The following is a 26,276-nucleotide window of genomic DNA, read 5'->3' as shown; positions in this document are numbered from 1 at the left end:
AGCCCGCACAAGGCGGGCTTCTATTGGTGCCAGGTAGCGATAAATCGCCATAGGCCAACTGATTCTGGTGCGGAGACAGGAGTCAAATCGCGCTTCAATGTATTGATTAGATTAAAAAAACACCAAAAAATAAAATCTCTACCCTTAAAATTATCCTAATGCTGCTCAGCATTAACTATGCTATTAATTCAACCGATCAGACCGACTACCGGCATTTGCAAGAGGCCTGAGACTACTCAATGCAATTTTTTAACAACTGTAGCTTAACCGCAATATTCACAGCTAGCATTTCGCTGAACAACAAATGCTCCAAAATCAAAATTTTTAAGGCTAAATTCCAGACGCTTATTTGTTACACCCATGAATTCTAATGGAGCACCAAATATCACTTTTATCGCTTCCGTCGCTGTAATCGATGCAGAGAGGCTGCAGAGAGGACCCAAGCTTCCAATTTTTCTATGCTTTCTATTCAGCTTTTTCACGCCAAACAACTCCATCGCATTGATCGGAGCAAGAACCCTGTCAAAACAATGAAAACAAGCTGTAGCGCCTGGAATGACAACCTGCCCTACTAACGTTAGATGCAGATTGTAGCCTCCACCGATAATGTGCGATATTCTATTTTTCAAACAATAATCAGAAATAATCTTAGACGTCTGGTCAACGCTCGGATAATCAGCGCAGTTTATAACCATGCCTGGCAAGCTCTGAAGCTGCTCCAGATCCTCAACTGACTGCATTCTTTTCGTGCAAATAGTCAACTCAACGCCGTAGCAGCGCTTTATATTTTCATAAGCAGCGACTACCTTTGGAACCCCGATATTTTCCTCAAAAAAAAGATCCTGCCTATGGAGATTTGACTCCTCAACGACATCATCATCCATGACAGTAATATTTTGTACGCCTGCCTTGACCAAGCAATGCAAAACCCAAGTACCTACTGCGCCGAGCCCCACAATCAAAACAGCTTTATCCGCTCCTTTCTGGAGCGACTTGTTGACTTCTGACGTAGAGTGAAAAAAGCCTTCGAGTGTATTTATTATCCTAGGAAACGAACATAGAATAGACTGTTCGTACTCCTCATCAACCTCAATCAACACATACTTAGATTTAAGAAACAGTACAAGACTACATAGTTCATCTAGCAACACCTCAGGAAACAGGTCACCAATTGAACTTACTGTCATTACACCATCAAATTGATGAAGCAATTCAATGATACCTGAGTACTCCAGCTCAATTGAAAATCCAACTCGAAGGTTACTGTCAAAAAACTCAACTGTTCCAGCACGATGAACAAGTGCAATGCAGCTTCTAAGCCTAAAAACTTTATTTTCCACAGACATTGCAATTATCCCTAGCTGAAATCTGCACCCACTCAATTTCACCTTTCCCAGTCATAAACTCTCCTCGCTCGGATAGTCTAGACCGATATGCATCACCACCAGCAAGATAACTCAGAAGTTGCATACAAGCGTACGATGCTGCGAATAGGGCCATACTGCCAAGCCCACCACTACCTCCAATTACATGAGTGTCAGTGGTGCTAGACTCATGAACTTTATAAGACGGCTTCCAATCAGCTAATGCTACAGTAAAAAAGCTACTTGAGCAGTCAACACAATTCGACTCACCGGGAATATAAAAGTCCCCTGTACTCATCAGATGGGCGTCAAAACCACCAGCAACATAGAGCGGAATATTCTTCGCCCACAAATAGCGCCCTAGCTTTACTGAAGTGTGACCAATATACGGCTCATCTGCAGTATTGACGATCAATGAGGTGCCATCTACAAGTTCGGAAAGTTCAGTAGATGGCAGTAACTTCTCTTGCACACACACCACATTAACTTCCGAGTTGATTTTCCGAAGATAACGTTCTAATACGTGTACTTTTGGCTGCCCCACATCATGCGTTGAATAGTATAGATGCCTCTCATAAGATTGCAACTGAAGCTTCTTATGATCAACAATCGTAAATTTTGACACACCTGCTCTCGCAAGGCTTATAGCGATTGCCGAGCCAACTGCACCAACCCCAAAAATTACACAGTGAGCATCTACTATTCGCTTATGGGCAACTTCTGCCGGCAACCCAAAAATCCAATCTGACAGGAAGTTTAGTTGCCGCGAATATCGAGAGCTTTGGTCTATATTTGATGGCGACTCAAGGACACCATTATCGATCAAATATTTTAACACTGACACTAGCTCATCGAGATCAAACTCAAATCCCAACTTCTCTATGTGCTCGGATACCGTACTAACACCATCAAGCGCCGACAGCAATTCACTAAAAGCGGGGTCAATCTGGATAGATAACTTTTGCCTAGTGTTTATATGGTAAAACTGAATACTGCAAACATCGGCATCAGACATGGACACGTAAACATCCACGCTATCTTTAATTTTTAAGACAGTATCCTGTATGAAAGCTTCCATTCTTAACCCTACCGAATAAGAAAAGGTGCCAACCTATTGGCACCTTCCCAAAATCAATATTGCAATACGCCAGCGTTTGCCTCGAGATATTCATCCCAAGAATCCAGACTACCGTCGTCGGAACCGATAGCCGGACGAGTGCATACTCTGGTACAGCAATCGCTTCTGCTGCCGGAACAAGTAGTGGTGTACTTCGTTCCAGCTTCAGGGTGTTCATTCACCTCAGAAAATTTTAAGCTAACCTTCTTTTTGACCATTGCTAACTCCGTTTACGTTATGGACACAGAGCGAAAACGATACCATAATGGCATAGTCATGTCACTCACAGATTTTAAACCTGGAGTTACCAATGCAAGGAAGTTCAAAAGAGAGACAATTCGTCGTAACTGGCGCAAAAACAAACAACTTGAAGAATTTAAATGTCGCTATAAATTTAAACACTATCACAGCTATAACAGGCATTAGTGGCGGCGGAAAATCATCATTAGCATACGGTACAATTTTCTCGATCTGCAAACAACAATTTAGCCAGCTTGAGCATGGATCATACGACCATGCAACATATAATGCAGATTCATTTCATGGCGCCCTTCCTGCAGTGGCGCTAACCCAAAATAATTTTAACTCAAACCCAAAGTCTACTATCTACTCGTATTTAGATATACCTAGCTATCTCTATTCAATGGCACCGAGCACTCACACTGACATTGATCAAACCATTCTTCGCTTAAACAAGCCAGGCAATGAGTGTTCTCATTGCGGAGGAAGCCGACACTCGTTTTCACTATGTGAGGACTTATTGGTAGATCACTCCAAGTCTTTAGAAAGGATGCCATTTAAATGTTGGACAGGCGCCAACCTTTCTAAACACGGAGCACTACTTCGAGCCTTTTGCGAAGACGAAGGAATAGACTTAAAGAAAACCATCTCGGATCTGCCAGTTTCACACCGAAAAAAGCTATTGACTGGCGAGTCTTCCAATAAATTTAGAATCAGCTTTACGTTTTCGGGCAAGAGAAGAACTAGAGAAGAACGCTATGTTGGGCCAATGAAAATATTGGAGCAGTGCTCCCAGAGCAATAAAATTTCCGAATACGATCTTTTTAGAAAGTTCTCGAAACCCTCTCCTTGTATTCATTGCGATTCTACAGGGATAGATCGTGAAAAATTTATCAAAAGTAAGCTTTACAGCATTTCACTATTCGACCTCATAAGACTTCCAGTCTCAGATCTTGCTGAGAAATTAAAAAAAGTACGGCATAGCTCTTCTCCACCTCTCAACTCACTAATAAGGCAACTGGACACATTAATAGAGCTTGACCTAGGATACCTTACACTAGCTCGCCAAATCCCAAGCTTATCAGGAGGGGAACTACAAAAGGTCCGGTTTGCCCAGATATGCAACACACAAATATCAGGCATACTATTCGTCCTTGACGAAATATCCTCCCAAGTTTCCAAAAACCATCACCAACTCCTAATCCAAAAAATGAAGGAAATTTGCGACCGCGGAAATACGATCGTGATGATTGAACACAATGACTTCTTCATAAGCGCTGCTGATAATATTATATGTGTAGGCCCCGCCCCGGGAGATGAGGGTGGCTATATAGTTCCGTACACCCCTCCTCCTCCCATCGAAGCTAGGAAATACGAAAAGACCACAGAAAGTGACTTGATTCCCCTCCCGAAAGTTAGCCATAACAATGTGAAAGACATTTCGGCATCAATACCGAAAAACTCAATAACTGCCGTGTGTGGTGTTTCAGGCTCTGGTAAATCTTCATTTGCGCTCGCAATCTCCCAAACCCTACCACAAGTAAACTATGTATCGCAAAAACAGATGCGTGGAAATATTAGATCTACAATTTCAACCGCGTTAGACTTGAGCAATACAGTTGCAAGTATTTACTCCAAAATCATGGGGGTATCAAAAGACTTTTTCCTGCTGCAACCAGGTAAAGCTGGCTGCTGCACTGAGTGCGGCGGCACAGGATTAGTTGAATTCAGTAGAACCTTCGAAAAAACACTGAAAATTTCTTGCCCGACCTGTGATGGAGCATCATTCTCAAACGTAGTTGATGACTTCCGAATATCAGAGCTAAACATAAAAGATTTCTACAGTCGAGAGCTTCACTCTTTCCCTAAAGAGATTTTAGATCAGAGCAAGAAAATCTCCAGCATTGTAAAGATTTCCGAGGCACTAGGAATATCTCACCTAAGTATAGGTAGAAAAGTCGGAAGCTTATCTGGCGGAGAGTCTCGTCGAGTAAAACTTCTACAAGCTCTAATCTCGCCCAACAAAGAAAAAATTCTGATTATAGATGAACCTGGGGCAGGGCTTGACAGCTTATCAGCTGTAAAGGCCATAGGCCATTTACATCAGTATGCTAAGAGCTTTAAGGCGATCTTAGTTATAGATCATAAACCTGAAATCTTAAACCAATGTGACTACCTTTTAGAATTCGGCCCTGGGGCAGGTCCCGACGGTGGCAAGATAATATATGCCGGCCCCCCAGCGTTTAATGCTTAGGCTCTGTACGAAAAGAGTTGTCGCGAACACCGCATTGAACAAGCCAGTGAGACCATGGCGACATAGCTTTTCGCGAGCTTGTCGAAGCGTGTGACGATCCTGCGATTCTCTTTCAGCCAGCCAAACATGCGCTCAATGATGTTGCGCTGCCAGTACTTGGGCCGATCAAAAAGTCTGGGTAAACCAGGCTTGGGTTTGCGCTTCATTGAGCGCAGTGGGATGACAGGCTGCATCCGATATTGACCGCAGTCGCGGCGTAACGCTTCGGCGTCGTAGCCCTTGTCGGCAAGCAGCCATTTATAGCGTTTACGCAGACGACCACGTTGGCTTGAGGGAATGCTGACTCCGTCACTCAGAGGCTGGGCGTAGCTGATGTCACTGGCTTGACCTCCAGAGGGAAGGAAGCGCAGCGGTATCCCGTTGGCGTCGCAGAGCATGTGAATCATGGTTGTCAGGCCGTCGCGACTTCGACCTAGAGCGTGATCGGCCGGCTCGTCAGGCCCCATTTTTTCCGAGCGCCAGATGAGGCTCGGGTTGCGCGTACTGCGGTTGAGTCGATCATCCAGGTTTTCAGTTCGATCAAACCCTGCTCATTTAACCTCAGGTGCAGACGTTTGAGCATCTGATCGAATGTGCCCTGATTTCGCCACACCCGAAACCTTTGATACACCGTTGACCACGGGCCGAAGCGCTCCGGCATATCTCGCCACGCCGCACCCTAACAGAGCACCCTGAGCACGCCATCGAGCATTAGTCGGTCGCTAAGGCGCAGGCGCCCTCGGCCATGGGTTTCGATGAGGAGATCGGAGACCAAACCCCAGGTCTCGACCCAGAGTTCGTAACTCTTTGCCATCACAGAATTCCTTTCCGTCGATGGCGGGGAACTCTACAAAATCTCAACGTTCAAGGCGCGGCGACTGGGTTTCTCAGGATTTCGTAGAGAGCCTAGGGCGCGTGTAAGCAACTCCTACTTATGCTAGCTTTTTGATATGATAGGGATTTGTGGCATCTAAGGATGAGTGAGCTTCCACATGCCCTTGTTAATACCTGAGGATCTAACGGAGCCTGGCACCCACGCCTTGGTCATCGGCATCAGCGCTTACCAGTTCCTGGAAGGCGGTGACGACGTAAACACCGATAACGAACACCTAGGATTAAAGCAGCTATCGTCTGCCGCCCGTTCGGCATCGGAGTTCGCCGCCTGGCTCTTGGACGGCCACAACATGCCTGAGCTTCCTTTGCGCAGCCTGAGGGTGCTCCTTGCTCCTGCACCGGGGGAGGTCATCCACCCTGCGGTTCAGAGCCTGATGAAGGGCGTTCACGCGCCAACCCGTGCGAACGTTGAACAAGCCATACTCGACTTCATGAATGCTACCGAGAGCCATTCCGAGAACATGGCAATTATTTATGTCGCCGGACATGGCGTTCAGTTTACGAACGAAGGTGCCGTATTACTGCTGAGCGACTTTGGAAGCCCGAGCCACAAGCGTAGCAAATATGCCGGTGCGGTTGACATGACCGCTATCCACAAAGCGATGAATTATGAGGATAACGCAAATACGCAGTTTTGGTTCTTGGACTTGTGTCGGGGTCTTGCACCAGACACCGAAGACTACGACAAACTAGGCGGAATATTCGAGCTAGACATAAACCGAGGCGAACCGACTAACGCCTCGCCCATGTTCTTATCCTCCTCCAGTGGTCAAGCCTCCTACGGAACACCTAATAAAGTCACGCTCTTTAATGAAGCGTTGATGGTGGGACTGAAGGAAGGTTACGCTGCAAAAACAGACAAGCCAAACGACCCAACATGGCGCGTATCCACTACCAGTCTCATAGAATATCTACCATCCGCTGTCGAAATTTTGGCCGCCGCAAATGGAAGAATACAAAAAGTCGATATTAGTGGTCGGGTTATAAATTCCTGCCTCCATGAATGCCTTTCTCCTCCAAACGTAGATCTCACTGTTACCATTTGTCAAACTAAGAACCCCAGCAACTATTCAGCCGAACTCAGTTTCAGAGGGAAAAAAGTAGGCCACACATTAACAAGCTGGCCTACCAAGACAAAAATTCGAGCTGGATTATATCTAGTCAAGGTAACTACAGCTTCACCGCCAGATATTCAAATGGATCCCTATAGCATTGAGCCCCCTACTAGCGAGATGGAGCTACCTCTATAATGATCTCCGAGAGCACAAAATATGGGCAGCTAAAGGTTGATATTTTTTCAAAGGTCAACTTTGGTGGAAAAGCCACCCCAATCGAAATCAGAAATGATGAGCTTGTACTGATAGAATCTTCATCCAATCAGCGTCTTTTTGACCTTCCTGTAGGTATCTACGAAGTAAGCGCTGTGCTTGAAGATGGACGGCGACAGAAACATACGGTGGAAGTAAACGAGTCTGAGACCGCTAATGTTTCGCTAAAACCAAATCTATCAACCCAGCCCGAGGCTCCAGTATTTGCGTTCAGCTTTATGTCAGCTGAAAAACTACAGACCCTTGAAAGTCCGACCCAAGATGTCAAATTAATTCGCGCTAGTCGAAATGTTACAATTTACCCTGAAAATGGTTTTTGGATCGTCCGTCACCGGGAAGAAATGGAGCAGGTTGCATATGCAATCATTCAAAAAGGGGAAGATGTATACGACGTAAGCCTTCCCATTAGCGCCGGCGACCACCATCTATCCGTTACGTGCCATATTAAAACGTCGACTCAGCCCCCCAATAACAAGTTGCAGATAAATATCTCCCAAAGTAGAAGTTTATCGGCCGCCTTGGAAAGCATGTTCATTTCGGGGCAAATTGGCTCTGGCGCAAGGCTTGCAGGCAGCGCAGTCACGACCTTAATGAAAAGATATGTAGATCCCACTGGTGCCATACTAGCTGCACTCGTACTCAAGAAAGCTGGAAAGCTTGGTTTGTACCAGAGACAGTTAGAACAAATCATCGCTCAATTTCCCTGGCTACCGGACGCCAAAATATTACTTTCCAGCATCTTGATGGCGAAGCCAGGCGAGCGCGAAAGGGCCATTCAATTGGCTTATGAGGCAAGCCAGGAACGAATCCTTTACACCGAATCATTCTCCATACTGATGAGCCTGCTTCGTTACGCACCTGAAACTGATAACAGTGCCCTTTGCAAAAAAGCGCTGACGAATATTGCCAAGACCGCGCCCGAAGTAGATTGGAGTTCAATTTACCTGTGCAAGACCTTCACGGACAATAGCCATGCTTGAAATTCAATTCCTCCCGGCTCGTGAAGGTGATTCAATCTGGCTGCGATGGGGAGATGATTTGGCCTTCCAAATGCTAGTTGACATGGGAACGGCGAAAACAGGACTTGCGCTTCGTAAGCGGCTAGAAGCCCTTCCTGAAGACAGGCGAAATTTTGAGCTTGTAGTCATCACCCACATTGATTGTGATCACATCAACGGCGTACTCTCAGCGCTGGTTGACAATGCACCTATTCCTGGTCTGTCTGTAAAAGACTTTTGGTTCAATGGCTTAGCTCATCTCGAATACACCCCTAGTTCCGATCCGCTTGAGGAACTGGGTGCAGTGCAAGGTGAAAAGCTTGGTGAGTGGCTCAAAGACAAACCATGGAATTTCCAATTTGGTGGCGGGCCGGTATGCAGAGACCCTAACCAAGCGCCCCCGGTGGTAGAGTTAGCTGACGGGCTGCAGATTACGGTATTAGGACCCACGCCACAGCGCCTCAAGCAACTTCTACCGACTTGGCAAAAAGAATGGCGGGAGGCGCTCGCCAAATACAAAGACAAAGAAGGCGATGAAGGCTGCAAACTTGAGGCCCTAGGCGCATCTAAGCAACTCACATTAACGGACACCTTAAGTCTAATAAAGCTTGCCAACAAGCGAACCAAATCAGACAACAGTCGAGCAAACGGTAGCAGCATTGCATTGCTGATAGAATATAAAGGTAAACGCGTATTGTTGAGCGGCGATGCTTTTGCATCAGATTTGGTGGAAGCAATCCAAAGCATTGATGCAAACGATCCTATTAGGCTGGATGCATTCAAACTTCCTCATCATGGTAGCAGCAAAAATGTCTCCCGCGAGCTAGTTAAGAGCGTTGTGTGCGATCATTGGATCATTTCAACAGACGGCAATCGTTTTCGACATCCTGATGATGAGGCAGTAGCAAGGCTGATCTATTACAGCGCTGCACGTCCGGCACGTCTCGGCTTCAACATCCAGAGCGAGATAAATGAGAGATGGGATAATGAAGCGTGGCGTAAGCAATTCGGCTACGTTACGAGCTATGGTGACAGCGAGAATGGGCTCACACTGACCTACGGCCCACCTAAGCCTGTGTAAGTGCTAGTCAAGCGTCCTCAGCGGAGGGCTTCGAGGCGCTCTTGCCGTGGAATTGCACGCCGCGATCACATAACTGATCGCACTGACGATCTTTGGTCAGGTGGGATTTATGGAGCGCTTACGCAAAGTCCGCCAACACATTCCGACTGCCGCGCATCACTAATACCGGGCCCTTGGTCGGATCAGCACCATTTCACGAAAGGTAACCACCTATCACAGTGCTCCTTGACGCTGCCGTAGTGACCGCCGCCGAACATGTCTTTCAGCGCCTGAGGTCCTGCGTAGCTCAACTGCCTGCCGTAGCCGAAATTGCGGCCATCACGTCTACCCAGCAATGCCATTTCAGTCACCTCATCGTCCGTTCTCCGATCCTCGCCCCACGTCATCCCGCCAAGAGTGCTGAGTGTTATCAGGGATCAAGGCCCCTGCGACCTGTGGGGATGTCCTCTAACGCAGGACTGGCGGCTCCTTACGACCGGGAGCAAGGGCATCTCATGATCTGGCCTCCTGGACACCGTTACCGGTGGGCGGGTGGAGGCTGCACTGGCTGACGAAACCAGCGCCTGAAGATCCTGAGCCGGGTGAACGCAGCAATGCGATGACCGGGGCATGCCTGACTGTCAGTCAGGTGCAGTCCATTCCTTGGTCTGCGGCACCATCATCTACATCGCTGTTGCTGGTGACATCGGCGTTTGTCACGCCGATTGTCACGAGTGAAGTTGCCGCAAAGCCAAATGCGATGAGGGCTGCAGCAGTGTTAGACGCGCCCGTCTCTTTCCAGGAGAAAGAGACGGGCGCAGGTTGGCGCAAGATTCGGCCAAGCGGATAGGTTGCTGCAGAGCAGCGAAATAGGAAGTGTTGTCTGGCACACGAGGGCCATGATCTGAAGTAGGCATCCATCACCGGGGAGGTGACCGGGCGAGCTGCCGGATGCGAATCGCCATTTGGGGGGAGAACCACCGCAGGAGCGGCGTGACCTTGAAGGCTCGGGTCACCTGGGGCGCTGTCAACGACAGCCTTTGCACTGTCTTTTCTACGCTCGCAATCCGAGAGGGTCAAGCGACTCGCCCGCTGGATTTTGCAGTTGAAAATGACGTTGGGCGTGTACGGAATCCCGTGGTTTCCAGTGGCCGATGTGGTGCTTTTGATCTTTTTAGGTAAGGTCCATCCAAACAGGGCGGCTTTGCAGCCCTGTTTGGATGGACCCGCATGGAAAGCGGATCATCGAAACTTCAAAGCCGTGCGCTCACTCGACTGCGCCACGCCTTGCTCTTAGGCTAGAAACGTTTGCCCCGGTCTGATTCGCGAACTCATGCGGCGAGATATGCTCCCGCCGGTTCGCTTCGAGGTAACGGCTCCACCAACTCATAATCATTCGACGTTCCTCCAGGAACTCGGCCTTGTGGATATACGCCGCCCGTACATTGTTGCGCTCCCTGTGGCTCATCTGCCGCTCGATAGCGGTCTCTGACCACAGCCCGGACTCGACCAAGGCACTGCACGCCATGGACCGAAAGCCATGCCCGCAGATTTCGGTCTTGGTGTCGTAGCCCATGTTCCGCAAAGCGCTGTTGACCGTGTTCTCGGACATTGGCTTCCATGAACGAGCGTCACTGGTGAACACCAAATCGAAGTACCCCGTGATCGCATGAATCTGTTCGAGCAACGCCACCGCTTGCTGTGAAAGCGGGACCAGATGGATGTCTCCCGCCATCTTCGTCCCTCTGGTCGAATACGGAACGCCATCCAACGCGGGCCGCGTGTCAGGTATCTCCCAGATACCCCGCTTCAGGTCGAACTCACTCCAGCGCGCGAAGCGCAGTTCGCTGGACCGGACAAACACATGCAGCGACAGCATGACTGTCAGCCGAGTGAGCGTGCGTCCCTTATAGTTCTCGATGCGGTCCATTAACTCAGGCAGGCGTGACAGAGGGAGTGCAGGCCGGTGCGTAACCCGTGGTGCGCTGATGAAGCCCTCAAGGTCATATGCAGGGTTCACCGTGATCAGCCGCTGCCGCTTCGCCTCACGCATGATGCTTTGCAGGTAGTTTTGTACCCTCAAGGCCACATCGATCGTGCCGCGTTTCTTGATCTCTTCCAGCGGCTGCATGAGGTCGAAGGTATCCAGATCAACAATGGCGCGTGCGCCGAGCAGCGGGAACACGTGAGTCTTCAAACGAGTCAGCACAGTCCTCGCATGGCCAGGCGCCCACTTCACGGACATTTCCTTATGCCAGTCCAAGGCAACGCGCTCGAATGTGTGGCCTCTGACAACCGCCTCGGCCTTGGCCTGCTGCTTGGACGCAATCGGATCAATGCCTTCAGCCAGCATTCGCTTAGTCTCCAGACGCTTCTGCCGAGCATCTGCGAGACCGATGACGGGATAGTTGCCAAACGAGGTCAGCCCCTCTCGCCCATCCGGTTTCACATACCGGAAGCGCCAGCCTTTGCGGCCATTGGGGTAAACGAGGAGGTAAAGACCGTCACCGTCGAAAAGCTTGTATGGGCGGTCAGTAGGTTTGGCCGAGCGGCATGCGGTGTCGGTCAGGGGAGCAGTAGTACGAGCCATAAGGGTAAACCCCTTTATCGAATCGACTTTATCCCAAATGTTACCCCTAAATCGGCTGGCAGCTGTCGGAATCCGACGGAACGCCATAACGAAAAAACCCGCCAGAAGGCGGGTTTTACGGGGGTTCCAGAGATTTTGGTAGCCTTCGCTGGAACCTGAACTGGTGCCGGAGACAGGAATCGAACCTGCGACCTTCGCGTTACGAGTGCGCTGCTCTACCGACTGAGCTACACCGGCGTGTAGCGCAACGTACCACTGCTCACACCCGCAACGCAAACCCCTGTTTCCGCTGGTTTATTGCCCTGCCCTCAAGCCCCCTTGCACCCTTTGGGCGCCAGGTCTTCCTCGATGTCGGTCGTGCACGCCCAGCCGCTGGCCGAACGCGTCAGGGTCAGGGCCTTGCCCAGCGCGTTGGCAGGCGCATCCACCAGGGTGCAGACAATACTGCCGCTGCCATCTGCGGCCTTGCCGCTCGCCGTAATCGCACAATGCGCGGTCGCCGGCTGGCCACCCAGGGCGGCAACATCCGCTACATCCTTTCCATCATTCAACCGCAGATCCATCGCCGTCTTCAGCGCGCTGATCTCCAGCAACCCGGCCGCGGCCTTGGAGCGTGCCTGGTGGTTGGTGTACATCGGTAAGGCGATGGTCGCCAGAATGCCGATGATCGCGACGACGATCATCAGTTCGATCAGGGTGATACCGCGTTGCCCTTTCATGAACGTAGTTCCTTTTTGATTCGCTTACACATTGAGGTCAGTTGCGCCCCAACCGGCAGCGGCGCAGTAGGCCTGAACAGACACCTTTTGTCACCCCTGCCCGCACGGGCGTCATCTTCGCTGAACTACTCTAGTGAGCATCACGGACGCGTGCCCTTGCATGGACGCGGCAAGCTGTTTCCAGGCTTGTCGCCGGGGCTGAACAAGGACCTTTGCATGACTTCATCTTCACTTCTCTACCGCTGGCACGGCACCGACGCCAATGGCACGCCGGTCAGCGGCCAAACACCCGGGCGCAGCCCGGCTTATGTGCGCGCCGGGCTGATTCGCCAGGGCATCACGGTGGCGAGTTTGCGGCCGTCCAGCGGGCTGGCGTTCAGCTTGCCAAAGCGGCGCGAAAAGGCTGACCCGGCGGGGTTCAGCCGGCAGTTGGCGACGTTGCTCAAGGCCGGGGTGCCGCTGCTGCAGGCGTTCGAGGTGATGGGCCGCAGCGGTTGCGATGCGGCGCAGGCGACGTTGCTGGAAAGATTGAAACAGGATGTGGCCTCGGGCCTGGGGTTGGCGGATGCGTTGCAGCGTCACCCGGCATGGTTCGATGCGCTGTATTGCAACCTGGTACGGGTGGGCGAGCAGTCCGGTACGCTCGACCGGCAGCTGGAGCAGCTGGCCGGCATGCTGGAGCAGCGTCGGGTGCTGCACAAGAAGGTGCGCAAGGCGATGATCTACCCGCTGCTGCTGTTGCTGACCGGGCTGGGGGTGTCGGCGATCTTGTTGCTGGAGGTGATTCCTAAATTCGAGAGCATGTTCTCGGGCATGGGCGCGGCGTTGCCGACATTTACCCAATGGGTGATCAACTTGTCCACAGGGCTGAGCCGGTTTGCGCCGCTGCTGCTGGTGATGGGCTTGGTGCTGGGTGTTGCCGTGCGCCAGCTTTACCGGCAGCACGCGCCGGCGCGCCTGTGGATATCTCGGCGGGTGCTGGGCTTGCCCGTGTTTGGCAAGTTGCTGGGGCAGGCCGCGCTGGCGCGGTTTGCGCGTAGCCTGGCAACGTCCTACGGCGCCGGGGTGCCGTTACTGGATGCGCTGGGGACGGTGGCGCGGGTAACGGGTGGCGACCTGCACGAGCAGGCGGTGTTGCGGCTGCGCCAAGGCATGGCCAATGGGCAAGGGCTGAACCAGGCGATGGCCGGTGAACCGTTGTTTCCCCCCTTGCTGGTGCAGTTGACGGCCATCGGTGAATCCAGCGGCACGCTGGACCAGATGCTGGAAAAAGCCGCCAGCCATTACGAGGAACAGGTCAGCCAGGCGCTGGACCAGTTGACCAGCCTACTGGAGCCGGCCATCGTGCTGATCCTGGGCTTGCTGGTGGGTGGCCTGGTGGTGGCGATGTACCTGCCGATCTTCCAGTTGGGTAGTTTGATCTGAACATGACTTTATGGGCTTTGCTGGCTGAACAGCCAGCGTATTTCCTCTCCCTTGCCACGGTGCTCGGCCTGCTGGTGGGCAGCTTTATCAACGTGCTGGTGTATCGCCTGCCGATCATGCTGGAGCGGCAATGGCAGCGTGAGGCGCAAGAGGTATTGGGGCTGCCGACCACGCAGCACCCGCGTTTCGACCTGTGCCTGCCGGCCTCCCGGTGCCCACACTGCGCGCACCGGATTCGTGCGTGGGAAAACATTCCGGTCATCAGCTACCTGGCCTTGGGCGGGCGCTGTTCGTCCTGCAAAAACCGCATCAGCCTGCGTTACCCGCTCGTTGAAGTGGCCAGTGCGCTGCTGTCGCTGGTGGTGGCCTGGCGCTTCGGCGCTTCAGTAGAGGCGTTGCTGGCGTTGCCGCTGACCTGGTGCCTACTGGCGCTGAGCCTGATCGATGCGGACCACCAGCTGCTGCCGGATGTGCTGGTGCTGCCGACCATGTGGCTAGGGCTGATCGTCAATGCCTTTGGCATCCATGTGCCCCTGGCCGACGCACTGTGGGGCGCAGTGGCCGGGTACCTCAGCCTGTGGACGGTGTACTGGGTGTTCAGGCTGGTCACCGGCAAGGAGGGCATGGGCTATGGCGATTTCAAGCTGATGGCGCTGATTGGGGCGTGGGGGGGGTGGCAGGTGCTGCCGTTGACACTGCTGTTGTCGTCAGTGGTGGGGGCGCTTGTTGGCCTGTACCTGCTGCGTTTTCGCCGGCATGCCATGGGCAAGGCAATCCCGTTTGGCCCTTATCTGGCAATTGCGGGGTGGATTGCCGTGCTCTGGGGTGATGAAATATACGCCTCATACATGCAACTGCTTGGATACTGATGACCACTGCGGCCTTTACCCCCTGGATTCTCGGCCTGACCGGCGGCATTGGTAGCGGCAAAAGCGCCGCTGCCGAGCGCTTTGTCGAGCTTGGCGTACACCTGGTCGATGCCGACCAGGCGGCGCGCTGGGTTGTCGAACCTGGTCGCCCGGCCCTGGCCAGCATCGTCGAGCGCTTCGGCCCGGGCGTGCTGCAGGGCGACGGCCAGCTCGATCGCGCCGCCCTGCGCCAGCTGATTTTCGCCGACCCGGCGCAACGCAAATGGCTGGAGCAACTGCTGCACCCGCTGATCGGTCAGGAGATTTTCAGCTATCTGGCCAAGGCGCAGTCGCCTTATGCGGTCTATGTGTCGCCGCTGCTGATCGAATCGGGCCAGCACCATAAGACCCAACGCGTACTGGTGATCGATGCGCCGCAGGACCTGCAAATAGCCCGTACCCTGGCGCGGGACAACACCAGTGCCGAGCACGTGCAGGCCATTTTGCAGGCGCAGTTGGCCCGTGAGGATCGCCTGCGCCATGCCGATGATGTGGTGGTCAACGACGGCGGCCTGGCCGCGCTGCATGAGCAGATTGACCGCCTGCACCACTTTTACCTGACTTTGAAAGGAGGCCAGCCATGAGCCAGCCATTGACCGTCGATTGCCCAACTTGCGGCGCGCCTGTGGAATGGAGCGAAAAAAACGCGTTCCGACCGTTTTGTTCGGACCGTTGCAAGCTGATCGACCTGGGCGCCTGGGCAGCCGAGGAGCACAAGATTGCGGGGTCGGAAGGGTCCGAAGATGAGCTGTATTCGGGGGACCTGGAGCCGCGGCATTGAGCTGATCCACAAATACAACGCGGGCCCACAACCCGCGCGGTACCTGTGGGAGCGGGCAAGCCCGCGAAGCAGGCGGCGCAGTGGATGGCACGGGCTTCGCCCGTGTTCGCGGGCATGCCCGCTCCCACAGTGAGAGTGCAACCTCTGAGTGCTGTGCATTACCCCCGAAGAGGCCGGCACAGCCACCACACATTCACCGCTCATCTTCCTTCCAGGGCGCCTGCAAATACCGTGTGCGGTTGAAGGTTTCCAGCCACTCGGGGCAAAACACCACCAGCGCACTGATCACCATGCCGTTGATGAACGCCTCGGGGAACATCATCAGCCACAGGTAGCCGACAAAGTCGCTGAGCCACTCCGGCAGGGCAAAACGCCCGTCCAGCCACAACACCCCTAGCGCTGCGGGGACGCAAATCAGCACGGTCAGCGCTGCCGGGAAGAACCCCGAACAGAAGATATAAACGAACAGGTTTCGCGGCTGGGCGCGCTCGACCACTATCGCGCACACTTCGGTAATCAGCACTGGCAAACCAATCAGCAACAAGCCGTTCACCCCCAACGCCGCCAGGTCTTGTCGCCCAAGCGCCAGCAAGCCAAGCTGGGCCATGAAGCCACCCAGCACCGCCAGCGGCCAGTCCAGCAACAGGGTGACCGCCGTCATGCCAATAAAGTGGTACGACACCCCGGTATCAAAGTCGCGCCGCACCAGCCACAGCGCAAACAGGCAGAACACCGTGCCAAACAGCAAATGCTGGCGGCGCCGGTCGGTAAACAGTTCCACCCAGCGAACCCGGCTCACCGCCCAGATCAACAACGGCACATAACCCAGCCAGCCAAGGGTAAGGGTGGTGCCGGATAACACCTGCGCGCTGATCACCTGAACAATACCCTTTGCGGCCATGTGGATAAAACCGAGTCTACACCCATTCTCCCATTCCTTCGGCTGCGGTAGGCTGACGCTTCCATTCGATGCAGGAAGCATTGGTCATGCTGGAAGGAACCAACCCCGCCCTGCTACTGGCAGCGGCACTCAACGCCATCATCGGCGTACTTCACCTGGCCATCATCGCCGTAGGGCCGCGTTGGTACCGTTTGTTCGGGGCCGGTGAGCGCATGGCGGTGGCCGCCGAAAAGGGCCGCTGCTACCCGGCGCTGATCACCGCCGCTATCGCCTGCGTGTTGCAGGCCTGGTCGGCCTATGCGCTGTCGGCTGCCGGGGCGATCGGGCGGCTGCCCTTGCTGCTGCCAGTCATTTGCCTGATCACCCTGGTGTACTTGCTACGCGGCCTGCTGGGGCCAGTATTGCTGGCGGGCACCGGGCGTTCGCAGCGTTTTATCGTGGTCAGTTCGCTGATCTGCCTGGGCTTTGGCCTGGTGCATCTGGTCGGGCTGGTGCAGCAGTGGCCAGTGCTGGGCTGATTCTCACGCTTAAACAGCATCTTACCGTCATCGATTAGCGGCTAAGCTTGTCTGCATGGATGACTCAGACTACCTGCGCCTGCTTACCATCCAGGCCGAACAAGCCAATGCCTTTCTCTCCAACGCCCGTAAGTGGGAGCGGGAGCGTTGGGTGTGCCAGCGCCTGTTGCAGGGGCTGAACATTCCCTACCGCAGCGAGGACTTCACCCCGGCGGGGCAGGAGCCACCAGACGTGCTGTTCCGCGACGCCGCCTTCGAGGTGTTTTTCGTGCTCGACGAGGGCCGCCGGCTGAACGATGAATGGCGCGAGGAACTGCAGCGGCGGCGCAGTGCGTTTTCCCTGGCGCAGCTGGTACGCCGCGAAGCACGCCCACGGCGCATCAGTGCCACCGAACTGCTGGGGCGCCTGGCGCCCACCTTGCGCAAGAAGGCGCACAATTACCGGGAACGCGGGCTGGAGCTGAACGAGCTGGACATCATCGCGTTCTCCAGCCTCAAGCGCGAAGTGCTCGACCTCAACACCCACTTCCCGCCGCCTACCGAATACCTGCGCCAGGGTTGGCGCTCGCTGTCGCTGGTTGGGCCAACCTTTGCCCGGGTACTGTTTGCCCACCCCGATGCGCCGGATTTCCTGCGCGGCAACCTGGGCCGCAGCATCGTCTTCGACGTAGGCATCAGTCTTTGATCCAGTGCAGCGACTGTTTGCGATGGCGTACACTCGGCGCCAGGGATAGAAAGCATTATCATTTGTTTCAAGCGCCTGCGCGAACGCTGTAGCGTTTGCGCAGTCACAAACGTCTACCTGACGAGGCCCACCATGACCAGTCGCCTGAACCCGGAAGATCAGCGTCGTGTCGATGAGTATCTGCGAGCCCCCCAGCACCAAGTCGAGCGCAGGCCCTTCCGGCCGTGGCTGCTCCTTGTGCTGGTGCTGGCCGTGACCATCGGGTTGGGTCTCATCAGCCGCCTGCTGAGTGGACTGGTGCTATGAGCTGCTTCGCGCTCGCCCTCCCCTCATGCAGTTTGCGGCCGGCCCCCAGGGCCACGAATTCCGTAAACCTTATGAGATATTCCCATGACTCATCGCATCGTGATTGTCGGCGGCGGCGCCGGCGGCCTGGAACTGGCGACCCGCCTGGGTAAAAGCCTGGGCAAGCGCAAGCAGGCCGAAATCACCTTGGTGGACACCAACCTCACGCACATCTGGAAGCCACTGCTGCACGAAGTGGCCGCCGGCTCGCTGAACTCCTCGGAAGACGAACTGAACTACGTGGCTCAGGCCAAGTGGAACCACTTCAATTTCCAGCTGGGGCGCATGAGCGGCCTGGACCGTGAAGGCAAGCAGATTCAACTGGCTGCCACCCTCGACGAAGAGGGCCGCGAGCTGCTGCCTGCGCGCACCCTGGGCTACGACACCCTGGTGATTGCCGTGGGCTCCAACACCAACGACTTCGGCACCCTGGGCGCAGCGCAGCACTGCCTGTTCCTGGATACCCGCAAGCAGGCAGAGCGTTTCCACCAGCAACTGCTGAACCACTACCTGCGTGCCCACGCCGGCGACGTGGCCAGCGAGAAAATCAGCGTGGCCATTGTCGGCGCCGGTGCCACCGGTGTAGAGCTGGCGGCCGAGCTGCACCACGCTGCCCACGAGCTGGCGGCCTATGGCCTGGACCGCATCCAGCCCAAGGACATGCACATCACCCTTATCGAGGCCGGCCCGCGCGTTCTGCCGGCGCTGCCGGAGCGCATCAGCGTACCGGTTCACAAAACCCTGGAAAAACTCGGTGTGAAGGTGATGACCAACGCCGCAGTCAGTGAAGTGACCGAGGACGGCCTGAAAACCAAGGACGGTGAGGTGATCCAGGCCAGCCTGAAGGTGTGGGCAGCCGGTATCCGCGCGCCAGGTTTCCTCAAGGACATCGATGGCCTGGAAACCAACCGCATCAACCAGCTGGTCGTGCGCCCTACCCTGCAAACCACCCGCGACGACAACATCTTCGCCTTCGGTGACTGCGCCGCCTGCCCGCAGCCTGGCAGCGACCGCAACGTGCCGCCGCGCGCACAGGCGGCGCACCAGCAGGCTTCGATGCTGGCGCAAAGCCTGAAGGCGCGCCTGGAGAACAAGGCCCTGCCGACGTACGAGTACAAGGACTATGGCTCGCTGGTGTCGCTGTCGCGCTTCTCGGCGGTGGGCAACCTGATGGGTAACCTGATGGGCAGCGTGAAGCTGGAAGGCTGGCTGGCGCGGATGTTCTATGTGTCGCTGTACCGCATGCACCAGATGGCGCTGTACGGGTTCTTCCGCACGGCGTTGATGATGCTGGGCAGCAAGATTGGCCGGGGTACCGAGCCGCGCCTGAAGCTGCACTGACAGGCGCCCCATGCCCTGTAGGAGCGGGTTTACCCGCGAATGCGGCAGTGCAGCCACCATCGCATTCGCGGGTGAACCCGCTCCTACAAAGGGGCGGTGTGGCAAACAGGTGGGTTTGCACCGATGGGCACATTTTTCGAGGCAAAAGAAAAAGGGCATCTCATGCGAGATGCCCTTTGTTCATGGTGGGTCGTGTAGGATTCGAACCTACGACCAATTGGTTAAAAGCCAACTGCTCTACCAACTGAGCTAACGACCCAAAAATGGTCGGGGTGAGGGGATTCGAACTCCTGACATCCTGCTCCCAAAGCAGGCGCGCTACCGGACTGCGCTACACCCCGAGTGTTTCAAAAAAAAGGGCATCTCTTTGAGATGCCCTTTTCTACATGGTGGGTCGTGTAGGATTCGAACCTACGACCAATTGGTTAAAAGCCAACTGCTCTACCAACTGAGCTAACGACCCGGAAAATGGTCGGGGTGAGGGGATTCGAACTCCTGACATCCTGCTCCCAAAGCAGGCGCGCTACCGGACTGCGCTACACCCCGAGATTGGCTCCGCGACCTGGACTCGAACCAGGGACCCAATGATTAACAGTCATTTGCTCTACCGACTGAGCTATCGCGGAACTGAACTTCGGTACAACTCCGAAGACTGTGTTCGCTTCGGACTCTTTAGCTTCTTCGCTTTCGCGTTGTCGCTGCTGAGGCCGGCTATTCTACATTCTTCGTTTTGCTTGTCAACCACTTTTTTTCATTCAACTTACTGATTTGTAAGTTGTTTTGCGATCACTGATGTTGCTGGTGATTCGCTTAGTGCCTGACAACGCGGCGTATATTAGGGGCACTCTAAATTTGATGCAAGCAAAAATTTCAAAAATTTCAGGCGGTTATCCAAGATTGGCGCAAAGGCCCGAAATAGCTGGGCTGTGCCGGCCCTTTCACGGCTAAACCCGCGCCTACGAGGGGCTGCCTAGCCTGCAAAAATCTGCGCAGGGTTGGCCGCGAAGGGGCCGGCATGGGCAACAGGCAGAAAAAAGCCCCGCAAACGCGGGGCTCATGGTGCAACACAATCAGCCAAAGACGATTTCGTCGCCTTCCACCTTGGCGGTGATCGCCGTACCGGGCAGGAACTTGCCGGCCAGAATCAGCTGCGCCAGCGGGTTCTCGATCCAGCGCTGGATCGCCCGCTTCAGCGGCCGCGCGCCGTACACCGGGTCGTAACCCACGGCAATCAGCTTGTCCAACGCCTCTGGGCTCAGGCTCAGCGACAGTTCGCGCTCCAGCAGGCGGCTGCGCAGGCGGCCGAGCTGAATTTCGGTAATACCGGCAATCTGCTCGCGGCCCAATGGCTCGAACACCACCACTTCGTCGATGCGGTTGATGAACTCCGGACGGAAGTGTGCCCCCACCGCATCCATCACTGCCGCACGCTGTGCCTCGCGGTCACCTACCAGTTCCTGAATCTGCGCCGAGCCCAGGTTGGAGGTCATCACGATCACGGTGTTGCGGAAGTCCACGGTGCGCCCGTGGCTGTCAGTCAGGCGGCCGTCTTCCAGCACCTGCAGCAGCACGTTGAACACATCCGGGTGGGCTTTTTCCACCTCATCCAGCAGCACCACCGAGTAAGGCTTGCGCCGCACGGCCTCGGTCAGGTAACCGCCCTCTTCATACCCTACATAGCCTGGTGGTGCACCGATCAGGCGCGCTACGGAGTGCTTCTCCATGAATTCGGACATGTCGATGCGCACCATCGCCTCTTCGGTGTCGAACAGGAACTCGGCCAGCGCCTTGCACAGTTCGGTCTTGCCCACACCGGTCGGGCCGAGGAACAGGAACGAACCACTTGGCCGGTTCGGGTCGGACAGGCCGGCACGCGAGCGGCGCACGGCGTTTGCTACGGCGGTTACCGCCTCGCTCTGGCCAATCACGCGCTGGTGCAGCAGCTCTTCCATCTTCAGCAGCTTCTCACGCTCGCCTTCGAGCATCTTGGCCACAGGAATGCCGGTCCACTTCGACACCACTTCGGCAATTTCTTCCTCGGTGACCTTGTTGCGCAGCAATTGGTTTTCGGTCTTGCCGTGCTGGTCGACCATCTGCAGGCTGCGCTCCAGGTCCGGGATCACCCCGTACTGCAGTTCGGCCATGCGGTTCAGGTCGCCTTTGCGACGGGCGGCTTCCAGCTCCTGGCGAGACTGCTCGATCTTTTGCTGGATCTGCGCCGAGCCCTGCACTTCAGCTTTCTCCGAAGCCCAGATTTCTTCCAGGTCGGAATACTCACGCTCCAGCCGCTCGATTTCCTCGGTCAGCTTCTCCAAGCGCTTTTTCGCCGCTTCGTCTTCTTCTTTCTTCAGCGCCTGCGACTCCACCTTCAGCTGGATCAGGCGGCGATCAAGGCGGTCGAGCACTTCTGGCTTGGAGTCAATCTCCATGCGGATGCGGCTGGCCGCTTCGTCGATCAGGTCAATGGCCTTGTCCGGCAGCTGGCGGTCGGTAATGTAGCGGTGGCTGAGCTTGGCCGCAGCGATGATTGCACCGTCGGTGATGGCCACCTTGTGGTGCACTTCATAACGCTCTTTCAGGCCACGCAGGATGGCGATGGTGTCTTCCTCGCTCGGCTCCTCGACCAGCACTTTCTGGAAACGGCGCTCCAGGGCGGCGTCCTTTTCGATGAACTGGCGGTACTCGTTCAGCGTGGTGGCACCTACGCAATGCAGCTCGCCGCGGGCCAGGGCCGGCTTGAGCATGTTGCCGGCGTCCATGGCACCCTCGCCTTTGCCGGCGCCGACCATGGTGTGCAGTTCGTCGATGAACAGGATGATCTGGCCTTCCTGCTTGGACAATTCGTTCAGCAGGCTTTTCAAGCGCTCTTCGAACTCACCGCGGTACTTGGCACCGGCAATCAGCGCGCCCATGTCCAGCGCCAGCAGCCGCTTGCCTTTGAGGCCGTCGGGCACTTCACCATTGATGATGCGCTGGGCCAGGCCTTCGGCGATGGCGGTTTTACCCACGCCAGGCTCACCGATCAGCACCGGGTTGTTCTTGGTACGGCGTTGCAGCACCTGCACGGTACGGCGGATTTCATCGTCACGGCCAATGACAGGGTCCAGCTTGCCCTCTTCGGCACGCTTGGTCAGGTCGACGGTGTATTTGTCCAGCGCCTGGCGCGATTCCTCGGCGTTGGCGTCATTCACTGCCGCGCCGCCACGCAGGTTGTTGATGGCATTTTCCAGCGCTTTCTTGCTCACGCCCTGGCTCAGCAGCAGCTTGCCGAGCTTGCTGTTTTCGTCCATGGCGGCCAACAGCACAAGCTCGCTGGAAATGAACTGGTCGCCCTTCTGCTGTGCCAGGCGGTCTGCCTGGTTAAGCAGGCGTGCCAAGTCCTGCGACATGTTCACGTCGCCGGTAGGGTTCTGTATTTTTGGCAGTTGGTCGAGCTCTTTCACCAGCCCCTGGCGCAGGCCATTGATGTCGAAGCCTACCTGCATCAGCAGCGGCTTGATGGAACCGCCCTGCTGTTCGAGCAGCGCCTGTAACAGGTGCACGGGCTCGATGGCAGGGTGGTCCATGCCAACGGCCAAAGACTGGGCATCGGATATTGCAAGTTGCAGCTTGCTGGTTAAACGGTCTATTCGCATGGTGTACCTTCCTTTAAAGGGCAGGTCGGAGCGATGGACAGCGCCTGTTTATAAAGAAACCTGCCTGAGATGCCTTTATAGATAAGGCTGATTCTGGAAGATTCAAGCGTAGCGGGGTTGACCAAAGTCAACCTGTTGGATTAATGGGGGCCATTCGCGGGCATGCTCGCCCCCACAGGTACACCACCGGTTTCAACGTTTGCGGAATCTCTGTAGGAGCGGGCGTGCCAGCGAAGAGGCCGGTACAGGCTAGCGCGGGTCCAGCCAGACCAACGATGCAAAACGCCCACCCTGCGGGGTACGGCGATAGGAGAAGAACCGCGCATCACTGACCGTGCACAAACCACCGCCATAAACAGCAGTCACGCCACGGGCAGCCAGGCGAATACGCGCCAGCTCATAGATATCCGCCAACAGCTTGCCTGGCCGTTCGCCGTCGACGAATGCCCGAGCTGCTTGCGGGTGCACGGCGGTAAACGCATCACGCACTTCCAGCCCCACTTCGAACGCTTGCGGGCCGATGGCAGGCCCCAACCACACCAGCACCTCTGCTGGCGGCAGCGCCAGCCGGTCCAGCGTGGCTTCCAGCACGCCACCCGCCAGCCCGCGCCAGCCCGCATGTGCCGCCGCCACGCGTGTGCCGGCACGGTCGCAGAACAGCGCAGGCAGGCAATCGGCGGTCATCACGGTGCAGGCAATGCCAGGCTGGCGGGTCCAGCTGGCATCGGCCTCGGCGACCACCGCCGGGTCGGCATCCGCCACCACCCGCCCATGCACCTGTTTGAGCCAGGCCGGTTGGATGGTGAACTGTTCGCTCAGGCGGCGGCGGTTCTCGGCGACCGCGGCAGGGTCATCCCCAACATGGTCGCCGAGGTTGAAGGTTTCGTAAGGCGGCAGGCTGACGCCGCCCTGACGGGTGGTGACACAGGCGCGTACCGAGGCCGGGGCCGGCCAGTCGGGGAACAGCAACGCCTGCGTCAGGTCACTCATCCGATGAAGCTCTCGCGGTCCTGGTTCAGCAGCGACAGCAACCAGACGAAGTCATCCGGCAGTGGCGATTCCCACTTCATGACTTCACCGGTAATCGGGTGGGCCAAGGCGAGGAAACGCGCATGCAGCGCCTGGCGCGGGAAGGTCTTGACCGCCTCGACCATGGTCGGGCTGGCAGCGGGCGGAATACGGAAGCGCCCGCCGTACGTCTGGTCGCCAACCAGCGGGAAACCCACGTGGGCCATGTGCACGCGAATCTGGTGGGTACGGCCGGTTTCCAGCTTGACCCGCACATGGGTGTGCGAGCGGAAGCGCTTGAGTACGCGGTAGTGGCTGACCGCCGGCTTGCCGCCGTCGGTTACAGCCATGCGCTGGCGCATGCCGCCGTGACGGCCGATGGGCGCGTCGATCTTGCCACCGGCGGTCACCACCCCAATCACGATGCACTCGTAGATGCGGCTGACCTTGCGGGCCTGCATCTGCTCGACCAGCTTGGTCTGCGCCTGCAGGGTCTTGGCCACCACCATCAGGCCGGTGGTGTCCTTGTCCAGGCGGTGCACGATACCGGCGCGCGGCACGTTGACGATGTCTGGCACATGGTGCAGCAGCGCGTTGAGCAGGGTGCCGCTGGCATGCCCGGCCGCCGGGTGCACAACCAGCCCGGCAGGCTTGTTGATCACCAGGATGTGGTCGTCTTCGTAGACGATATCCAGTTCGATATCTTCTGCGATCCACTCGCCCTGGGCCTCTTGCTCGGCCTCCAGGGCAAGCTGAGAGCCACCATGAACAAGGTCTCGAGGGCGCACGACTGCACCATCGACCGTCAGGCGGCCCTCTTTGATCCACGAAGTTAGCCGCGAACGCGAGTACTCGGCGAACAATTGGGCGGCGACCTGGTCGAGGCGTTGGCCGCCCAGTTCGGACGGTACCTCTGCGCTAAGTTGAATGATCTCGGACATGCTCGATTCGGCGGGCGCACAGCCTTTGGTTTCGGCTGCGAGCTTGTGGTTAAATACGGCTTCTTTTGTCCCGGGGTTGGCCGGGGCGCTCATCATAACAGGACGGCACCGCCCAAGACAGCGGCCGTCAAAGGGACGCAAGCCGCCATGCGAGTGAAACACCTGCTGCTGATCGCCATCCTCGGGCTTACCGCGGCCTGTTCCTCTAATAAAGAGGTCATTGACGAGAACCTCAGCGAGGCCGAACTGTACCAGCAGGCCCAGGCTGATCTGGACAACTCCAGCTACACCAGCGCCGTGAACAAGCTCAAGGCCTTGGAGTCGCGCTACCCGTTCGGCCGCTATGCCGATCAGGCGCAGCTCGAGCTGATCTACGCCAACTACAAGAACTCTGAGCCCGAGGCCGCCAAGTCGGCCGCCGAGCGCTTCATCCGCCTGCACCCGCAGCACCCGAACGTCGATTACGCCTACTACCTCAAGGGCCTGACCTCGTTCGACCAGGACCGTGGCCTGCTGGCGCGCTTCCTGCCGCTGGACATGACCAAACGTGACCCGGGCGCCGCCCGCGACTCGTACAACGAGTTCGCCCAGCTGACCAGCCGTTTCCCCAACAGCCGCTACGCGCCAGACGCCAAGCAGCGCATGATCTACCTGCGCAACCTGCTGGCTTCGTACGAAATCCACGTGGCCGACTACTACCTGAGCCGCCAGGCTTATGTAGCGGCTGCCAACCGTGGCCGCTACGTGGTCGAAAACTTCCAGGAAACCCCGTCCGTCGGTGACGGCCTGGCGGTGATGGTCGAGTCGTACCAGAAGCTGCACCTGGACGAACTGGCCGCCACGAGCCTGGAAACCCTCAAGCTCAACTACCCGGACCACCCGAGCCTGGTCGATGGCGAGTTCCAGCCCAAGCAGACCGAGTCTGACGGCCGCGGCTGGCTGTCCAAGGCCACCTTGGGCCTGATCGAAACCGAGACCCCGCTGCCGCCAGGCGAAACCCGCGCCAACCAGGACGTGGTCAAGCAGTTCCAGGACGCGCGCGACGAGATGCCGCGAGAGCTGCTGCCTAAAGACGAGAACGGCGACCCGATCGTGCCGGAAGGCCCGAAAGAAGCCGAGAAAGACCGTTCCTGGTTCAGCTACATGACCTTTGGTTTGTTCGACTGACCTTCAGCGGTGAATGAA

The 26,276-nt window shown here is 56.1% G+C and carries 21 protein-coding genes, 6 tRNA genes and 2 pseudogenes; 13 read left to right on the top strand and 16 right to left on the bottom strand.

The features are described 5' to 3' along the window. Nucleotides 1-263: 263 nt before the first annotated feature. Together ACK59Z_RS19945 and ACK59Z_RS19940 are read right to left on the bottom strand one after the other, a co-directional pair. Nucleotides 264-1,346 carry a HesA/MoeB/ThiF family protein gene (locus tag ACK59Z_RS19945; RefSeq protein ID WP_409293595.1) on the bottom strand — a complete coding sequence of 361 codons (1,083 nt, stop codon included), beginning with the start codon at nt 1,344-1,346 and terminating at the stop codon, nt 264-266. Next, nucleotides 1,330-2,442: a HesA/MoeB/ThiF family protein gene (locus ACK59Z_RS19940; RefSeq protein WP_409293594.1), complete on the bottom strand. Its 1,113-nt coding sequence runs from the start codon at nt 2,440-2,442 to the stop codon at nt 1,330-1,332. Before ACK59Z_RS19940 ends, ACK59Z_RS19945 begins: the two co-directional genes overlap by 17 nt. A 349-nt stretch (nt 2,443-2,791) precedes the next feature. Here ACK59Z_RS19940 and ACK59Z_RS19935 point away from each other — a divergent pair, with 349 nt between their 5' ends. Next, on the top strand, nt 2,792-4,975 hold the full coding sequence (locus tag ACK59Z_RS19935) for an ATP-binding cassette domain-containing protein (RefSeq protein WP_409293593.1): 2,184 nt from the start codon (nt 2,792-2,794) through the stop codon (nt 4,973-4,975). Here the strand turns inward: ACK59Z_RS19935 and ACK59Z_RS19930 are convergent. Next, a pseudogene (locus ACK59Z_RS19930) lies at nt 4,972-5,828 on the bottom strand (IS5 family transposase). The gene ACK59Z_RS19935 and the pseudogene ACK59Z_RS19930 overlap by 4 nt on opposite strands. Before the next feature lie 178 nt (nt 5,829-6,006). Here ACK59Z_RS19930 and ACK59Z_RS19925 point away from each other — a divergent pair. From ACK59Z_RS19925 to ACK59Z_RS19915, 3 genes are read left to right on the top strand one after another with little or no spacing between them, the layout of a single operon-like run. Further along, nucleotides 6,007-7,158: a caspase family protein gene (locus ACK59Z_RS19925; protein WP_409293592.1), complete on the top strand. Its 1,152-nt coding sequence runs from the start codon at nt 6,007-6,009 to the stop codon at nt 7,156-7,158. Continuing rightward, nucleotides 7,158-8,216 (top strand): hypothetical protein, encoded by a 1,059-nt coding sequence (locus ACK59Z_RS19920; protein ID WP_409293591.1) that lies wholly within the window; start codon nt 7,158-7,160, stop codon nt 8,214-8,216. The genes ACK59Z_RS19925 and ACK59Z_RS19920 overlap by 1 nt, the downstream gene beginning before the upstream one ends. Further along, a complete protein-coding gene (locus ACK59Z_RS19915) occupies nt 8,209-9,315 on the top strand; it encodes a ComEC/Rec2 family competence protein (RefSeq protein WP_409293590.1) in 1,107 nt (368 codons plus the stop codon). The genes ACK59Z_RS19920 and ACK59Z_RS19915 overlap by 8 nt, the downstream gene beginning before the upstream one ends. A gap of 185 nt (nt 9,316-9,500) precedes the next feature. Here ACK59Z_RS19915 and ACK59Z_RS19910 read toward each other — a convergent pair. From ACK59Z_RS19910 to ACK59Z_RS19895, 4 genes and pseudogenes are all read right to left on the bottom strand, one after another. Beyond that, nucleotides 9,501-9,656: pseudogene (locus tag ACK59Z_RS19910) on the bottom strand (integrase); the annotation flags it as partial. Nucleotides 9,657-10,561: 905 nt separating this feature from the next. Beyond that, nucleotides 10,562-11,884, bottom strand: a complete 1,323-nt coding sequence (locus tag ACK59Z_RS19905; protein ID WP_409293589.1) for a tyrosine-type recombinase/integrase — start codon at nt 11,882-11,884, stop codon at nt 10,562-10,564. Nucleotides 11,885-12,045: 161 nt separating this feature from the next. Further along, nucleotides 12,046-12,121 (bottom strand) — tRNA-Thr (locus ACK59Z_RS19900). 71 nt (nt 12,122-12,192) lie between these two features. Next, nucleotides 12,193-12,603, bottom strand: a complete 411-nt coding sequence (locus ACK59Z_RS19895; protein WP_012051131.1) for a pilin — start codon at nt 12,601-12,603, stop codon at nt 12,193-12,195. Between the two features lie 216 nt (nt 12,604-12,819). Here ACK59Z_RS19895 and ACK59Z_RS19890 point away from each other — a divergent pair, with 216 nt between their 5' ends. From ACK59Z_RS19890 to yacG, 4 genes are read left to right on the top strand one after another with little or no spacing between them, the layout of a single operon-like run. Beyond that, nucleotides 12,820-14,028 (top strand): type II secretion system F family protein, encoded by a 1,209-nt coding sequence (locus tag ACK59Z_RS19890; RefSeq protein WP_108191152.1) that lies wholly within the window; start codon nt 12,820-12,822, stop codon nt 14,026-14,028. A gap of 2 nt (nt 14,029-14,030) precedes the next feature. Next, nucleotides 14,031-14,897 carry an A24 family peptidase gene (locus ACK59Z_RS19885; protein WP_108191153.1) on the top strand — a complete coding sequence of 289 codons (867 nt, stop codon included), beginning with the start codon at nt 14,031-14,033 and terminating at the stop codon, nt 14,895-14,897. Then, nucleotides 14,897-15,520 carry a dephospho-CoA kinase gene (coaE, locus tag ACK59Z_RS19880; RefSeq protein ID WP_004575721.1) on the top strand — a complete coding sequence of 208 codons (624 nt, stop codon included), beginning with the start codon at nt 14,897-14,899 and terminating at the stop codon, nt 15,518-15,520. The genes ACK59Z_RS19885 and coaE overlap by 1 nt, the downstream gene beginning before the upstream one ends. Then, nucleotides 15,517-15,717: a DNA gyrase inhibitor YacG gene (gene yacG / locus ACK59Z_RS19875; protein WP_003247540.1), complete on the top strand. Its 201-nt coding sequence runs from the start codon at nt 15,517-15,519 to the stop codon at nt 15,715-15,717. The genes coaE and yacG overlap by 4 nt, the downstream gene beginning before the upstream one ends. Nucleotides 15,718-15,910: 193 nt before the next feature. Here the strand turns inward: yacG and ACK59Z_RS19870 are convergent, their stop codons facing one another. Next, a complete protein-coding gene (locus ACK59Z_RS19870; RefSeq protein ID WP_014859437.1) occupies nt 15,911-16,618 on the bottom strand; it encodes an energy-coupling factor ABC transporter permease in 708 nt (235 codons plus the stop codon). Between the two features lie 86 nt (nt 16,619-16,704). On the opposite strand from ACK59Z_RS19870, the gene ACK59Z_RS19865 reads away from it, so the two are divergent. The 4 genes from ACK59Z_RS19865 to ACK59Z_RS19850 all read left to right on the top strand — a co-directional run bounded on the left by ACK59Z_RS19865 (nt 16,705) and on the right by ACK59Z_RS19850 (nt 19,507). Next, nucleotides 16,705-17,136: a hypothetical protein gene (locus ACK59Z_RS19865; RefSeq protein ID WP_108191155.1), complete on the top strand. Its 432-nt coding sequence runs from the start codon at nt 16,705-16,707 to the stop codon at nt 17,134-17,136. Between the two features lie 55 nt (nt 17,137-17,191). Next, nucleotides 17,192-17,821 (top strand): DUF1780 domain-containing protein, encoded by a 630-nt coding sequence (locus ACK59Z_RS19860; protein WP_003247546.1) that lies wholly within the window; start codon nt 17,192-17,194, stop codon nt 17,819-17,821. A gap of 132 nt (nt 17,822-17,953) precedes the next feature. After that, a complete protein-coding gene (locus tag ACK59Z_RS19855) occupies nt 17,954-18,127 on the top strand; it encodes a DUF3094 domain-containing protein (RefSeq protein ID WP_008091951.1) in 174 nt (57 codons plus the stop codon). 84 nt (nt 18,128-18,211) lie between these two features. Beyond that, nucleotides 18,212-19,507 (top strand): NAD(P)/FAD-dependent oxidoreductase, encoded by a 1,296-nt coding sequence (locus ACK59Z_RS19850; protein ID WP_003247549.1) that lies wholly within the window; start codon nt 18,212-18,214, stop codon nt 19,505-19,507. A 183-nt stretch (nt 19,508-19,690) separates the two neighbouring features. On the opposite strand, the gene ACK59Z_RS19845 is transcribed toward ACK59Z_RS19850, so the two are convergent. From ACK59Z_RS19845 to rluD, 8 genes are all read right to left on the bottom strand, one after another. After that, nucleotides 19,691-19,766: transfer RNA gene (locus ACK59Z_RS19845), tRNA-Lys, on the bottom strand. 5 nt (nt 19,767-19,771) lie between these two features. Then, nucleotides 19,772-19,848 (bottom strand) — tRNA-Pro (locus ACK59Z_RS19840). Between the two features lie 46 nt (nt 19,849-19,894). Beyond that, a tRNA-Lys gene (locus tag ACK59Z_RS19835) sits at nt 19,895-19,970 on the bottom strand. 6 nt (nt 19,971-19,976) lie between these two features. Beyond that, a tRNA-Pro gene (locus ACK59Z_RS19830) sits at nt 19,977-20,053 on the bottom strand. Nucleotides 20,054-20,057: 4 nt separating this feature from the next. Continuing rightward, nucleotides 20,058-20,133 (bottom strand) — tRNA-Asn (locus tag ACK59Z_RS19825). 444 nt (nt 20,134-20,577) lie between these two features. Next, complete coding sequence (gene clpB, locus ACK59Z_RS19820; RefSeq protein WP_003247550.1) at nt 20,578-23,142, bottom strand: ATP-dependent chaperone ClpB; 2,565 nt, start codon at nt 23,140-23,142, stop codon at nt 20,578-20,580. A gap of 249 nt (nt 23,143-23,391) precedes the next feature. Further along, entirely contained in the window at nt 23,392-24,132 is a 741-nt protein-coding gene (gene pgeF, locus ACK59Z_RS19815; RefSeq protein WP_409293588.1) for a peptidoglycan editing factor PgeF, read from the bottom strand. Next, nucleotides 24,129-25,091 (bottom strand): 23S rRNA pseudouridine(1911/1915/1917) synthase RluD, encoded by a 963-nt coding sequence (rluD, locus tag ACK59Z_RS19810; RefSeq protein ID WP_049588123.1) that lies wholly within the window; start codon nt 25,089-25,091, stop codon nt 24,129-24,131. Before rluD ends, pgeF begins: the two co-directional genes overlap by 4 nt. Nucleotides 25,092-25,238: 147 nt before the next feature. Here rluD and ACK59Z_RS19805 point away from each other — a divergent pair, with 147 nt between their 5' ends. After that, nucleotides 25,239-26,258 (top strand): outer membrane protein assembly factor BamD, encoded by a 1,020-nt coding sequence (locus tag ACK59Z_RS19805; protein WP_003247556.1) that lies wholly within the window; start codon nt 25,239-25,241, stop codon nt 26,256-26,258. Nucleotides 26,259-26,276: the final 18 nt, after the last annotated feature.

It is taken from the genome of Pseudomonas sp. KCJK9058 (genome assembly GCF_046230975.1).
Taxonomy (GTDB): domain Bacteria; phylum Pseudomonadota; class Gammaproteobacteria; order Pseudomonadales; family Pseudomonadaceae; genus Aquipseudomonas; species Aquipseudomonas alloputida.
Note: the sequence above shows the minus strand (reverse complement) of the source record. Positions and strands in the feature narration are given on the sequence as shown.